This is a genomic window from Streptomyces sp. NPDC014882, from assembly GCF_043081325.1.
GTDB lineage: Bacteria > Actinomycetota > Actinomycetes > Streptomycetales > Streptomycetaceae > Streptomyces.
Genome location: NZ_JBIBWL010000002.1, coordinates 372,010 through 384,767, shown reverse-complemented (window position 1 = coordinate 384,767; position 12,758 = coordinate 372,010). Strand labels below are relative to the sequence as shown.

General features: G+C 74.5%; 11 protein-coding genes. 8 read left to right on the top strand and 3 right to left on the bottom strand.

Going from position 1 to position 12,758, the window contains the following annotated elements:
- Positions 1-291 precede the first annotated feature (291 nt).
- From ACF09K_RS06245 to ACF09K_RS06235, 3 genes are all read left to right on the top strand, one after another.
- Positions 292-504: a hypothetical protein gene (locus ACF09K_RS06245; RefSeq protein WP_392241322.1), complete on the top strand. Its 213-nt coding sequence runs from the start codon at positions 292-294 to the stop codon at positions 502-504.
- Complete coding sequence (gene malQ, locus ACF09K_RS06240) at positions 505-2,580, top strand: 4-alpha-glucanotransferase (RefSeq protein WP_392241321.1); 2,076 nt, start codon at positions 505-507, stop codon at positions 2,578-2,580. It begins immediately after the preceding gene.
- A gap of 219 nt (positions 2,581-2,799) precedes the next feature.
- Positions 2,800-3,090 carry a hypothetical protein gene (locus ACF09K_RS06235; RefSeq protein WP_392241320.1) on the top strand — a complete coding sequence of 97 codons (291 nt, stop codon included), beginning with the start codon at positions 2,800-2,802 and terminating at the stop codon, positions 3,088-3,090.
- A 273-nt stretch (positions 3,091-3,363) separates the two neighbouring features.
- Here ACF09K_RS06235 and ACF09K_RS06230 read toward each other — a convergent pair whose 3' ends face one another.
- On the bottom strand, positions 3,364-3,960 hold the full coding sequence (locus ACF09K_RS06230) for a TetR family transcriptional regulator (RefSeq protein WP_392241319.1): 597 nt from the start codon (positions 3,958-3,960) through the stop codon (positions 3,364-3,366).
- Between the two features lie 172 nt (positions 3,961-4,132).
- On the opposite strand from ACF09K_RS06230, the gene ACF09K_RS06225 reads away from it, so the two are divergent.
- On the top strand, positions 4,133-5,635 hold the full coding sequence (locus tag ACF09K_RS06225; RefSeq protein WP_392241318.1) for an FAD-dependent monooxygenase: 1,503 nt from the start codon (positions 4,133-4,135) through the stop codon (positions 5,633-5,635).
- 128 nt (positions 5,636-5,763) lie between these two features.
- Here ACF09K_RS06225 and ACF09K_RS06220 read toward each other — a convergent pair whose 3' ends face one another.
- On the bottom strand, positions 5,764-6,234 hold the full coding sequence (locus ACF09K_RS06220) for a MarR family winged helix-turn-helix transcriptional regulator (protein ID WP_392241638.1): 471 nt from the start codon (positions 6,232-6,234) through the stop codon (positions 5,764-5,766).
- Positions 6,235-6,541: 307 nt separating this feature from the next.
- Here ACF09K_RS06220 and ACF09K_RS06215 point away from each other — a divergent pair, with 307 nt between their 5' ends.
- The 3 genes from ACF09K_RS06215 (at position 6,542) to ACF09K_RS06205 (ending at position 10,875) form a co-directional block, all read left to right on the top strand.
- Positions 6,542-7,546, top strand: a complete 1,005-nt coding sequence (locus ACF09K_RS06215; protein WP_392241317.1) for an EamA family transporter — start codon at positions 6,542-6,544, stop codon at positions 7,544-7,546.
- A gap of 31 nt (positions 7,547-7,577) precedes the next feature.
- A complete protein-coding gene (gene pepN, locus ACF09K_RS06210; protein ID WP_392241316.1) occupies positions 7,578-10,145 on the top strand; it encodes an aminopeptidase N in 2,568 nt (855 codons plus the stop codon).
- Between the two features lie 178 nt (positions 10,146-10,323).
- Complete coding sequence (locus ACF09K_RS06205) at positions 10,324-10,875, top strand: DUF1203 domain-containing protein (RefSeq protein ID WP_392241315.1); 552 nt, start codon at positions 10,324-10,326, stop codon at positions 10,873-10,875.
- Here the strand turns inward: ACF09K_RS06205 and ACF09K_RS06200 are convergent, their stop codons facing one another.
- Positions 10,876-11,892, bottom strand: coding sequence for an aspartate-semialdehyde dehydrogenase (locus ACF09K_RS06200; protein ID WP_392241314.1), 1,017 nt, complete (start codon positions 11,890-11,892; stop codon positions 10,876-10,878).
- Positions 11,893-12,223: 331 nt separating this feature from the next.
- On the opposite strand from ACF09K_RS06200, the gene ACF09K_RS06195 reads away from it, so the two are divergent.
- Positions 12,224-12,757: a sigma-70 family RNA polymerase sigma factor gene (locus ACF09K_RS06195; protein WP_392241313.1), complete on the top strand. Its 534-nt coding sequence runs from the start codon at positions 12,224-12,226 to the stop codon at positions 12,755-12,757.
- The last annotated feature ends 1 nt before the right edge of the window (position 12,758 follow it).

Sequence of the window (12,758 nt, the reverse complement as noted above, 5' to 3'; positions counted from 1 at the left end):
CGGCCCGGCGCCGGCGGTTCACGCCGCGGTCCGGACGGCGCGCGGTCCGCCGCGATCGACCCGTATTGGGGAGAATGTCAGGGTGAGGAATGTGACGAGACGCGTGGTGTCCGATCCGGGGACGTCTGCCGCCGCGCCCGCTGGGTAGGGCTTTTGCGGTAACCCGTGAACACCGCCGGACACCGTAGGGCGCCGACAGGCACCGCCAGACACCGTCCGCCGCCGTCGAGCGCCGTACGACGACGCCGCGTACCCCGTACGGCGGCGCCGTCCCCGAACGAGGAGGCCATCGTGATCGCACCGGCACACCGACTGCTCCCGGTCCAGTCCAAACGCCCGGCGGTGCCGTCCGCCTGCGCCGAGGAATCCCACCCGTACGCGTGCGGCGCGGAGGGCGCCCGTGCCGAGGCCCCGCTGACCAGCGAGCCCCCGCTGCCCGACGCCGAACCCCTCACCAGCGAACCGCCGCTCGCCGCCGCGGACTCCGACTCCACGAGGCCGTAGATGACCGCGCCCCTCGGAGAGGACCTCGCCCGGCTCGCCGCGCTGCACGGCGTCGCCGTCTCCTACCGGCCCTCCCCGGACCGCACGGTCACCGCCTCGGCCGCCGCCGTCACCCGTGCCCTGGCGGCCCTCGGCGTGGACGCGGGCACCCCGGAGGCGACCCGTGCCGCGCTGGCCGGCCGGGAACGCGAACTGGCCGAACGGCTGCTGCCGCCGACCGTGGTCCACTGGAGCGGCGGCGCCGAGCCCGACGCCCTCGCCGCCCTTCCCGAGGGCACCCGCCTGCGGATCGAGACCGAGCAGGGCGAGACCCGGGCCTCCCTCGACCGGCTCCCGCCCGGCGTCCACACGGTGACCGCGACCGCGCCCGACGGCCGCGGCGCCCGCGCCCACCTGATCGTGGCCCCGCCCCGGCTGCCCGCGCCCGCCGGACGCTCGTACGGCCTCCTCGTCCAGCTCTACTCCCTGCTGTCCGACCGCTCCTGGGGCATGGGCGACCTCGGGGACCTCGCCGAACTGGCCGACTGGTCCGGACGGGCGCTCGGCGCCGGTTTCGTGCAGGTCAACCCGTTGCACGCGGCCGTCCCCGGCACCCCCACCGACCCGTCCCCGTACCGGCCCTCCTCACGCCGCTTCCCCGACCCGGTGCACCTGCGGATCGAGGACGTCCCCGAGTTCGCGTACGCCGGCAGCCCCGAGCGGCTGCGAGGGCTGCGGGAGAGCGCCGCGCGGCTGCGGGAGGCCGTCCTCGACAAGGGGGCGCTGATCGACCGGGACGCCGTGTGGGAGCTGAAGCGGGAGGCGCTGGAGCTGATCGCCGCCGTCCCCCTCGGGCCCGGCCGGCGCGCCGCCTACTGCGACTTCCTCGCCCGCGAGGGGCGGTCCCTGGAGGACCACGCCACCTGGTGCGCGCTGGCCGAGGTGCACGGCTCCGACTGGCACCGCTGGCCGCGGGGACTGCGCGACCCGCGCTCCGCCGAGACCGCCCGGGCCCGGCGGGACCTGATCGACCGCGTCGACTTCCACTCCCGCCTCGCCTGGCTCACCGACGCCCAGCTCACCGCCGCCCAGCGCACCGCGCGGGAGGCCGGCATGCCCCTCGGGATCGTGCACGACCTCGCGGTCGGCGTGCACCCCGGCGGCGCCGACGCCTGGGCCCAGCAGGACCACCTCGCGGCCGGCATGTCGGTCGGCGCGCCCCCGGACGCCTTCAACGCCCGCGGTCAGGACTGGGGCCTGCCCCCGTGGCGCCCCGACCGCCTCGCCGAGTCCGGCTACGCCCCCTACCGCCGCCTCCTGCGCGCCCTCTTCCGCTACACCGGCGCCCTGCGCATCGACCACGTGATGGGACTGTTCCGGCTGTGGTGGGTCCCCCAGGGCGAGCCGCCCACCGAGGGCACCTACGTCCGCTACGACGCCGAGGCCATGCTCGCCGTGCTGGTCCTGGAGGCCTCCCGGGCCGGCGCGGTGGTGATCGGCGAGGACCTCGGCACCGTGGAGCCCGGCGTGCGCGAGGCCCTGCGCGAACGCGGGGTGCTCGGCACCTCCGTCCTGTGGTTCGAACGCGACTGGGAGGGCGACGGCCGCCCGCTGCCCCCCGACCACTGGCGCGCCGACTGCCTCGCCACCGCCACCACCCACGACCTGCCCTCCACCGCCGCCCGCCTCACCGGCGAGCACGTCGAACTCCGCCACCGGCTCGGCCTGTCGACCCGCCCGCTGGAGGAGGAACGCGCGGAGGCCGCCGCCGACACCGGCGAGTGGCTCGACCTGCTGTCCCGGCTCGACCTGCTCCAGGGCACCGGCGGAGGCGGCGACACCTCCTCGGAGGAGGCCGAGATCCAGGCCGTCCACCGGTTCCTGCTGCGCACCCCCGCCCGCATGATCGGCGTCTGGCTCCCGGACGCCGTCGGCGACCGCCGCCCGCAGAACCTCCCCGGCACCTGGGACCAGTACCCGAACTGGCGCCTGCCGATCGCGGACGCCGACGGCTGGCCGGTCACGCTGGAGCAACTGGCGGCGTCCCCGCGACTGCACGCGCTGACGGAGGTGCTGCGGGGAGAGGCCGACGGGTGAGGGGGGAAGGCGGGTGAGGGGCGGAGGCGGGTGAGGGCGGCGCGCGGGGCGGCCGGGGCGCGCGGGCGGGCCTGCGGGGCAGGGCCGCGCGGGGCTCCTGTGCGGGCGGACGTGGGGGCGGAGGCGGGGGAGGACGTGTGCGGGCGCCCGCACCCCGTGCGCCACCTCATACGGCACCCCGGACGCGCGCGCCCGAACCCCGTTCGCTAACTTGGCACCGTGGACAAGAAGAACGCCCTGCGCGCCGGCGCCCTGGCTGCCGGTACGACGCTGATGATGCTGCTCATGTCGTCCCCCGCGCTCGCGCTGACCCGCGACGACGGCGACGACCCCGGTCCGGGCCTCAGCGTCATCGAGACGCTCGGCCTCTACGTGCTGGCTCCGCTCGCCCTGTTCGCGGTCATCACCGGCCTGGTGTGGGTGCTGGACCGGTCGAAGGACCGCGGCGACACCACCAGCTCCAACATCACCGTGAAGGGCGACGCCGCCACGGCCGCCAAGGCCGGCTGACCCTTCTCCCGGCACACCTCTCGAGGGCGCCGTCCCCGCCGTCCGTACGCGCACCCCGCCGTACGACGCCGGAGACGGCGCCCTCGCGCGTCGTACGGCGCCCACGAGTACGGGGCGCCTGCAAGTGCGGCGCCCACGCGTGTCGTACGGCGCCCCCGCGCGCGGCACCCGCGGGAGTGACGCCCGCGAACGAGACTCCCCCGCGGGCGGCGTCCATGAGGGCGGCGTCCACGCCGGTGGCGCTCACGAGTACGGCGCCCACGGCTTCGGCGCCTACGGGTGCGGAGCGGTGAGGTACCGCTGCACGGTCGGCGCCAGCCAGGCCACGGCCTCCTGCCGGGTCAGCGCCACGGCGGGCGGGAAGCGCAGCACGTAACGGGTCAGCGCGAGCCCCAGCAGCTGAGCGGCGCAGAGCGCGGCACGGGCCGGCGTCTGCTCCGGGTCCGGGCACACCGCGCGGGCGACCGGCAGCAACTGGTCGCGGAAGATGGCCTGCATCCGCTCCGCCCCGGCCTGGTTGGTCACGCCGACGCGGAGCAGGGCGGTGAGGACCTCGTTCTCCTCCCACATGTCGAGGAAGTGCGTGACGAGGGCCCGCCCGGCGTCCTCACGGGCGAACGCGGACAGGTCCGGCAGCCTCAGGTCGACGGAGACGGCCGCCGCGAAGAGGCCCTCCTTGCTGCCGTAGTAGCGCATCACCATGGACGGATCGATGTTCGCGTCCCGGGCGACGGCCCGGATGGTGGCCCGCTCGTACCCGTCCGCGGCGAACCGCTCCCGGGCGGCGTCGAGGATCGCGCCGCGCGTGGCGTCGGAGCGGCGGCGGGTGGTGGGGGCGGAGGCGGAGGCGTCGGGTCGACCGTCAGGCATGCCAACGAGCGTAGGCCAACATGTGTTGACACGCCACTCGCCCCAGCCCTAGCGTTGCCTACAAGCGTTTGCCAACAAATGTTGGCAGTCAGTTGCAGGCAAACGGCTGTCGGCCGGCGAATGCCGGCCGACAGGTGTTGGTAAACGAGCGTTGGCACTCCAGGAGGCCCTCATGAACGGCACGACTGGTACGGCCGGCCCCACCGGCCCCACCACCGACCTCCCCCTCACCCGTCCCGTGATCGTCGTCGGCTCCGGTCCCACCGGCCTCCTCCTCGCCGGAGACCTCGCCACCGCCGGTGTGTCCGTCACCCTGCTGGAGAAGCGCCCGCACGCGATCGGCAACCTCTCCCGCGCCTTCGTCCTGCACGCCCGCACCCTGGAGCAGCTCGACGGCCGCGGTCTCGCCGATCCGCTGGAGGCCGTCGGCCGCCCCCTCGACCGGCTCCGCCTCTTCGGCAGGCTCACCCTCACCCTCGACACCCTCCCCTCCCGCTTCCGCCACCTCCTCGTCGTCCCGCAGTACGAGGTCGAGAAGGTGCTGGAGCAGCGGGCGGTCGAGGCGGGGGTGGAGTTCCGGTACGGCACCGAGGTGACCGGGCTGGTCCAGGACGCGGACGGGGTGACGGTCGAGGTCCGGACCTCCGCCGGCGCCGCCGGCACGCTCCGCGCCGGGTACGTCGTCGGCGCCGACGGCATGCGCAGCGCCGTACGGAACGCCCTCGGGCTGCCCTTCCCCGGCCGCTCCGTCATCCGCTCCGTCGTCCTGGCCGACGTCCGTCTCGCCGAGGAGCCCGAGACGCTGCTCACCGTCGACGCCGCCGGCGGCGCCTTCGCCTTCCTCGCGCCCTTCGGCGACGGCTACCACCGGGTGATCGCCTGGAACCGGGCCCGCGACGTCCCCGACACCGAGCCCCTGCGCCTCGACGAGGTCAAGGAGGTCACCCGGTTGGCCCTCGGCCGCGACTTCGGGATGCACGACGCCCGCTGGATGTCCCGCTTCCACAGCGACGAGCGCCAGGCCCCCGCCTACCGCGTCGGGCGCGTCCTCCTCGCCGGGGACGCCGCGCACGTGCACACCCCGGCCGGCGGGCAGGGCATGAACACCGGCCTCCAGGACGCGGCCAACCTGGGCTGGAAGCTCGCCCAGGTGGTCAACGGCCACGCGGCCGCCGGCCTCCTCGACACCTACCAGGCCGAACGCCACCCCGTCGGCAGGTCGGTCCTCCGCAGCAGCGGCGGCATCGTCCGCCTCGCCATGGCCGAGCGCCCCTGGACCCTGGCCCTGCGCGCCGCGCTCACCGCGTTCCTGGACCACGTCGGTCCCGTCCGGCGCAGGGCGGTCGGCCAGGTCACCGGCATCGGCTACCGCTATCCGGCCCCGCGCGGCGCCCACCGCCTGACCGGCGCCCGCGTCCCCGACGTCACCTTCGCGGACGGCGGCCGTCTGTACGAGGCCCAGCGCGGCGGCCGTTTCGTCCTCGTCGTCCCGCCGGGCGTCCACGGCGCCCACGACGGACCGGACGGGCCCCGCGAGGACCGCCTGGCGGTGCGGCACTGGGCGGGCGGCCGGCGCACGGCGCTGCTGGTGCGGCCCGACGGGTACGTCGCCTGGGCGGCCGACGACGCGTCCCCGGCGGCGATCGAGGCGGCGCTCGCCACCCACGTCGGCTGAACCGCCCGCGCCCGCCCGTCCTCCGGCCGGCACCCCCATCACGCCCACCGCGCGCCCGCCGTCCTCCGGCCGGCACCCGCCCTTCACACCCGCCGTCCGCACCTACGGCCCGCACCCGCCGTCCGCGCCTACCGCTCCGTCGCGAGCAGCAGTTCCCTCAGCAGGTCGGCCAGTCGGCCGGCCTGTCCGGCGTCCAGGGCCGCGCTCAGGGCCTCCGTCTGGACGGCGAGGCCCGCGCCCACCGCCTCCTCGACCACGGCCAGGCCCCGCTCGGTCAGGGTCACCTGGAGACCCCGGCGGTCGTGCGGGTCGGGGGAGCGGCGCAGGAGTCCGGCCCGTTCCAGCTTGTCGAGGCGGCCCGTCATGCCGCCGGTGGTGAGCATCAGCGTCGCCGACAGCTCGCGGGGCGAGAGGGCGTACGGCTCACCGGAGCGGCGCAGGGTGGCCAGCACGTCGAACTCGCCGCGCGAGATCCCGAGGCCCGCGTAGGCCTTCTCCATGCGGTCGCCCATCGCGCGGGCGAGCCGGGAGACGCGGCCGAAGACCTCCATGGCGGCGGTGTCGAGGTCGGGCCGTTCGACCGCCCACTGCTCGACGATCGCGTCGACCGGGTCCCTGCGCCGCGCCGTTCGTCCGCGCCGCGCCGGGTTCTCGGGACGTGCCGCATCGCCCGGCTGCGGCACGTCCCCGGGCTGCGCCGCGCCTTCGGGCCGCGGCACGTCTCCGGCCTCCGCCGTGCCTCCGGGCTCCGCCGCGTCTTCGGGCCGCGCCGCGTCTTCGGACTGTGCACTCATGCCGGGAGTATCCGCCCGCCTCCGGTCGGCCGCAAGAAAGTAGCTTGACGGCAAGTTGCTTAGAGCTAAGCTAATTATTGCCAAGCTGCTTTCTCCGAGAGGGGTGCCGGTCATGAACCGGGCCGCGACCGTCCTGCTCACCGCCCTCGCCCCCGTCTCCTGGGGCACCACCTACGCCGTCACCACCGAGTTCCTGCCGCCCGACCGCCCGCTGTTCACCTCCCTCGTGCGCGCCCTGCCCGCGGGCCTGCTGCTGCTCGCCCTCGTCCGGGTGCTGCCCCGCGGCGCGTGGTGGGGCAGGGCGGCGGTGCTCGGCGTCCTCAACATCGGCGCGTTCTTCCCGCTCCTGTTCCTCGCCGCGTACCGGATGCCGGGCGGCATGGCGGCCGTCGTCGGCTCGGCCGGACCGCTGTTCGTCATCGGGTTCTCGGCGCTGCTGCTCGGGCAGCGGCCCGCCGCCCGCACCCTGCTGACCGGGGTCGTGGCCGCGTTCGGGGTCAGCCTGGTCGTGCTGAGGGCGACCAGCGGACTGGACGCGGTCGGCCTGTCGGCGGCGGTGGCCTCCACGGCCTCGATGTCGGCCGGTCTCGTCCTGGCCAAGAGGTGGGGCAGCCCTGAGGGGGCCGGCCCCCTGGCGCTCGCCGGCTGGCAGCTGACCGTCGGCGGTCTGCTCGTCGCGCCCCTCGCCCTCCTGGTCGAGGGCGCCCCGCCCGCCCTGGACGCCGCGGCCGTCGGCGGCTACCTCTACCTGGCGCTGGCGGGCACGGCGCTCGCGTACTGGCTGTGGTTCCGCGGGATCGGCCGGCTCAGCGCCACCCAGGTCACCTTCCTCGCGCCGCTCTCCCCGCTGACCGCGGCCGTGGTCGGCTGGGCGGCCCTCGGGGAAACGCTGACGGTCCCGCAACTGGCCGGCATGGCACTGGCGTTCGGGGCGACGGTGGCCGGACAGCTCGGCCCGCGCCGTACCGGGACCGTCGTGACCGTCCCCGCGCCCCCCGCCACCTCCCTCCCCGCCTCCTCCGCCACCCCCGCGGCCGTCGGCGCGGCCCGGCCGGAAGGTCCCCCGGAGACGCCCGGGAAGGTCGTCGCCCGACGCGGTGCCGCCGTGGAAGGATGACGCAACCGACACATCACGAGGAGATGACCGCGTGCCTGGCACAAACCTGACTCGCGAAGAGGCGCAGCAGCGGGCGAAGCTGCTCACCGTTGACTCGTACGAGATCGATCTCGACCTGTCCGGCGCGCAGGAGGGCGGGACCTACCGGTCCGTGACCACGGTGCGCTTCGACGTCGCGGAGGAGGGCGGCGAGTCCTTCATCGACCTGGTGGCGCCGACCGTCCACGAGGTGACGCTCAACGGGGACCCGCTCGACCCGGCCGAGGTGTTCGCCGACTCCAGGATCGCCCTGCCGGGCCTGCCGGCCGGCCGCAACATCCTGCGCGTCGTCGCCGACTGCGCCTACACCAACACCGGTGAGGGACTGCACCGGTTCGTCGACCCGGTCGACGAGCAGGCCTACCTGTACACGCAGTTCGAGGTCCCGGACGCCCGCCGCGTCTTCGCCTCGTTCGAGCAGCCCGACCTCAAGGCGACCTTCCAGTTCACGGTGAAGGCGCCGAGCGGCTGGACCGTCGTCTCCAACTCGCCGACGCCGGAACCCAAGGACGACATCTGGGTGTTCGAGCCGACCCCGCGGATCTCCACGTACATCACCGCGCTGATCGTCGGCCCGTACCACTCCGTGCACAGCGTGTACGAGAAGGACGGCCAGAGCGTCCCCCTCGGCATCTACTGCCGGCCCTCGCTCGCCGAGTTCCTCGACTCGGACGCGATCTTCGAGGTCACCCGGCAGGGCTTCGACTGGTTCCAGGAGAAGTTCGACTACGCGTACCCGTTCGGGAAGTACGACCAGCTGTTCGTGCCGGAGTTCAACGCGGGCGCGATGGAGAACGCGGGCGCGGTGACCATCCGCGACCAGTACGTCTTCCGGTCCAAGGTGACCGACGCGGCGTACGAGGTGCGGGCCGAGACGATCCTGCACGAGCTCGCCCACATGTGGTTCGGCGACCTCGTCACCATGGAGTGGTGGAACGACCTGTGGCTGAACGAGTCGTTCGCCACCTACACCTCCATCGCCTGCCAGGCGTACGCCCCGGACAGCCGGTGGCCGCACTCCTGGACGACGTTCGCCAACTCCATGAAGACCTGGGCGTACCGGCAGGACCAGCTGCCGTCGACCCACCCGATCATGGCCGAGATCCGCGACCTGGACGACGTCCTCGTCAACTTCGACGGCATCACCTACGCCAAGGGCGCGTCCGTCCTGAAGCAGCTCGTCGCCTACGTCGGCATGGACGCCTTCTTCGCGGGCGTGCAGGCCTACTTCAAGCGGCATGCGTTCGGCAACACCCGGCTGTCCGACCTGCTGGGCGCGCTGGAGGAGACCTCCGGCCGTGACCTGGGCACCTGGTCGCAGAAGTGGCTGCAGACCGCCGGCATCAACATCCTGCGCCCCGAGATCGAGACCGACGCCGACGGCGTCATCACCTCCTTCGCCGTCCGCCAGGAGGCCCCCGCCCTGCCCGCCGGCGCCAAGGGCGAGCCGACCCTGCGGCCGCACCGCATCGCCGTCGGCCTGTACGACCTGGACGGGGCGAGCGGCAAGCTGGTGCGCGGCGAGCGCGTCGAGCTGGACGTGGACGGCGAGCTGACCGCCGTACCGCAGCTGGCCGGCAGGCGCAGGCCGGACGTCGTGCTGCTCAACGACGACGACCTGTCGTACGCCAAGGTCCGCCTCGACGAGCGGTCCCTGGCGTTCGTCACCGAGCACCTCGGCGACTTCGAGGCGTCCCTGCCGCGCGCCCTGTGCTGGGCGTCCGCCTGGGACATGACGCGCGACGCCGAACTGCCCACCCGCGACTACCTGTCGCTGGTGCTGTCCGGCATCGGCAAGGAGACCGACATCGGTGTGGTGCAGTCCCTGCACCGCCAGGTCAAGCTCGCCGTCGACCTGTACGCCGACCCGACCGCCCGCGAGGCGCTGCTGACCCGCTGGACCGACGCCACGCTGGCGCACCTGCGGACCGCCGAGGCGGGCAGCGACCACCAGCTGGCGTGGGCGCGCGCGTTCGCGGCCACCGCCCGCACGCCGGAGCAGCTCGACCTCCTGGAGGCGCTGCTGGAGGGCACGCAGACGATCGAGGGCCTCGCCGTCGACACCGAGCTGCGCTGGGCGTTCGTGGAGCGCCTCGCCGCGGTCGGTCGGTTCGACGAGGCGGAGATCGCCGGCGAGTACGAGCGCGACCGGACCGCCGCCGGCGAGCGGCACGCGGCCACCGCCCGCGCCGCCCGCCCCACGGCGGAGGCCAAGGCGGAGGCGTGGGCGTCGGTCGTCGAGTCCGACAAGCTGCCCAACGCCGTCCAGGAGGCCGTCATCGGCGGCTTCGTGCAGACCGACCAGCGCGAACTGCTGGCGCCGTACACGGACCGGTACTTCGACGTCGTCAAGGACGTCTGGGACTCCCGTTCGCACGAGATCGCCCAGCAGATCGCGGTCGGCCTCTACCCGGCCGTCCAGGTCTCCGAGGAGACCCTGCGCAAGACCGACGCCTGGCTGACCTCGGCCGAGCCGAACGCGGCCCTGCGCCGCCTCGTCTCCGAGGCCCGCTCGGGCGTGGAGCGCGCCCTGAGGGCCCAGGTCGCGGACGCGAGCTGACGGCCCGCCGTCCGTGCGGTGGCGAGGGGCGCCCGGTGTCCGCCGGGCGCCCCTCGCCGTACCGGGGGCCCTCGCCGTACGCGGAAGGCGAGACGTGCGCGACGTCCCGTCCCGCGGCGGCAGCGCGACGTCCGGAACCCGCCGGTGGGACGTCCCGCGGCGCGTGAACCTGGAAGACATGACGACCACGAACCGGCCCTTCGGGACCCGGACCCTCACCGTCCGCCCCATCGCCCCCGGCGCGCTGGCGGAACTCCGCGCCACCGACGACGCCGGACGCCCCCCGGCCGCGTTCACCGACGACGAGGGCGGCGCCCCGCTGCGCTGCTGCCTGCGCCACAGCACGCCGGGGGAGCGGATCGCCCTCGTCTCCTACGCGCCCCTGCGCCGCCGGGCCGCCGAGACGGGCACCGACCCCGGGGCGTACGACGAACAGGGCCCCGTCTTCGTCCACGCCGACCCGTGCCCGGGACCGGACCGGGACGGCGGGGCCCTGCCCTTCACGAACGCGCACCGCACGGTGCGCCGCTACTCCGCCGACGGTCGCATCCTCGGCGGCCGGCTCGTCGGGGACCCCTCGCCGGAGGCGTTCGAGCGGGCCCTCGGGGAAGCGTTCGACGACCCGGCCGTGGCGCTCGTCCACGTCCGGGCCGTCGAGTACGGCTGCTACCTGTACGAGGTGACCGCGGAGGCGGCCGGAGAGGCGACCGCGGAGGTCACCGGGGGCTGACTAGCCCTTCAGCTCCGCCGCCACCAGCTCCGCGATCTGCACCGCGTTCAGGGCCGCGCCCTTGCGCAGGTTGTCGTTGGAGACGAACAGGGCGAGGCCGTTGTCCACGGTCTCGTCCCGGCGGATGCGGCCCACGTACGACGGGTCCTTGCCGGCCGCCTGGAGCGGGGTCGGGATGTCGGTGAGGACGACGCCCTCGGCGTCGGCGAGCAGCTCGGTGGCGCGCTCGGCGCTGATCGGGCGCGCGAAACGGGCGTTGACCTGGAGGGAGTGGCCGGAGAACACCGGGACGCGCACGCAGGTGCCGGAGACCTTCAGGTCGGGGATCTCCAGGATCTTGCGGGACTCGTTGCGGAGCTTCTGCTCCTCGTCCGTCTCGTTCAGGCCGTCGTCGACGATCGAGCCGGCCAGCGGGACGACGTTGAAGGCGATGGGCCGCCGGTAGACCTGCGGCTGCGGGAAGTCGACGGCCTCGCCGTCGTGGGTGAGCCGGTCGGCGTCGGCGACGACCTTCTGCGCCTGGCCGTGCAGCTCCGCGACGCCCGCGACACCGGAGCCGGACACCGCCTGGTAGGTGGCGACGACCAGTGCCTCCAGGCCCGCCTCGGCGTGCAGCGGCCTGAGGACCGGCATCGCGGCCATCGTGGTGCAGTTCGGGTTGGCGATGATGCCCTTGGGCCGGTTCGCGATCGCGTGCGGGTTCACCTCGGAGACGACCAGCGGCACGTCGGGGTCGCGGCGCCAGGCCGAGGAGTTGTCGATCACGACAGCGCCCTGCGAGGCGACCTTCTCGGCCAGCGCCTTCGAGGTCGCGCCGCCGGCGGAGAACAGCACGATGTCGAGGCCGGAGTAGTCGGCGGTCGCCGCGTCCTCGACCGTCACGCCGTCCAGCTCGGTGCCCGCGGAACGGGCCGAGGCGAACAGGCGCAGCTCCGTGACCGGGAAGTCCCGCTCCTTGAGGATCCTGCGCATGACCGTGCCGACCTGACCGGTGGCTCCGACGATTCCGACCCTCACGGCGACTCCCTCTGTCTCTGCTTCTGCGCTTCTGCGTGCATGGTGCCTGGCCGAGGCTTTTCCATGATGCGGCCGACATGGGCCCGCCTGTCCAATCCTTTGACCGCCATGCCCGAGGACTGGGACGCCCCGCGCCCCCGCACGGTTCGGGAACTCCCGCCCGCACCCCCGCCGAACTGGAGGAATTCGCCCCGCCCGGGTTCCCCGCCGCAAGCCGTGCTGCCGCGCGCGGCGGTGTGACGTACGCCTCCGAACGATTTCCCGGCACCGTGCCGAACGTTTCCGCGCGCCGCGGCGTCGTAGGGGGGACACGGGGAGGGGAGGGGTGTCCGTGCTGCGCAGAACGGCCCGCCGCGGACCGGGGGAGGACACCGCGCACGGTGACCCGCTGGACGCGGCGCAGGAACGCCGGGTGCGGGCGGTGCTCGCGCTGGGCGGGGTACCGCAGGCGGACCTGCCGGACGGGGTGCAGCAGGTCCGCCTCCGGCTGCTGGAGCGGGCCGCCAAGGGGTACGACGCCCCGCGGGACGTCTCGGCGTGGGCGGCCGTCGTCGCCTCCAACCTCGCCATGGACTGGCACCGGGCCAAGCGCCGCCAGGAACGCCTCGGGGAGCGGCTGGCGTCCCTGCGCCGGCACGACCACCCCTCCGGCGAGGACACCAGCGTGCTCTCCCTCGCCGTCGCCCAGGGCCTGGACGACCTGCCCGACGCCCAGCGCCAGGTGGTCGTCCTGCGTTTCTACGCCGACCTGCCGGTGCGCTCGATAGCCGAGGAGCTGGGCGTCCCGGAGGGCACGGTCAAGAGCCGCCTGCACACGGCGGTCCGGGCCCTGCGCGCCCGCCTGCACGAGGACGAGGTGGTGTGAC

Excerpts from the sequence above, each read along its gene's own strand:
- ACF09K_RS06215 (WP_392241317.1), top strand. The coding sequence starts at position 6,542 with ATGAACCGGGCCGCGACCGTCCTGCTCACCGCCCTCGCCCCCGTCTCC.
- ACF09K_RS06205 (WP_392241315.1), top strand. The coding sequence starts at position 10,324 with ATGACGACCACGAACCGGCCCTTCGGGACCCGGACCCTCACCGTCCGC.
- ACF09K_RS06225 (WP_392241318.1), top strand. The coding sequence starts at position 4,133 with ATGAACGGCACGACTGGTACGGCCGGCCCCACCGGCCCCACCACCGAC.
- malQ (WP_392241321.1), top strand. The coding sequence starts at position 505 with ATGACCGCGCCCCTCGGAGAGGACCTCGCCCGGCTCGCCGCGCTGCAC.
- ACF09K_RS06230 (WP_392241319.1), bottom strand. The coding sequence starts at position 3,960 with ATGCCTGACGGTCGACCCGACGCCTCCGCCTCCGCCCCCACCACCCGC.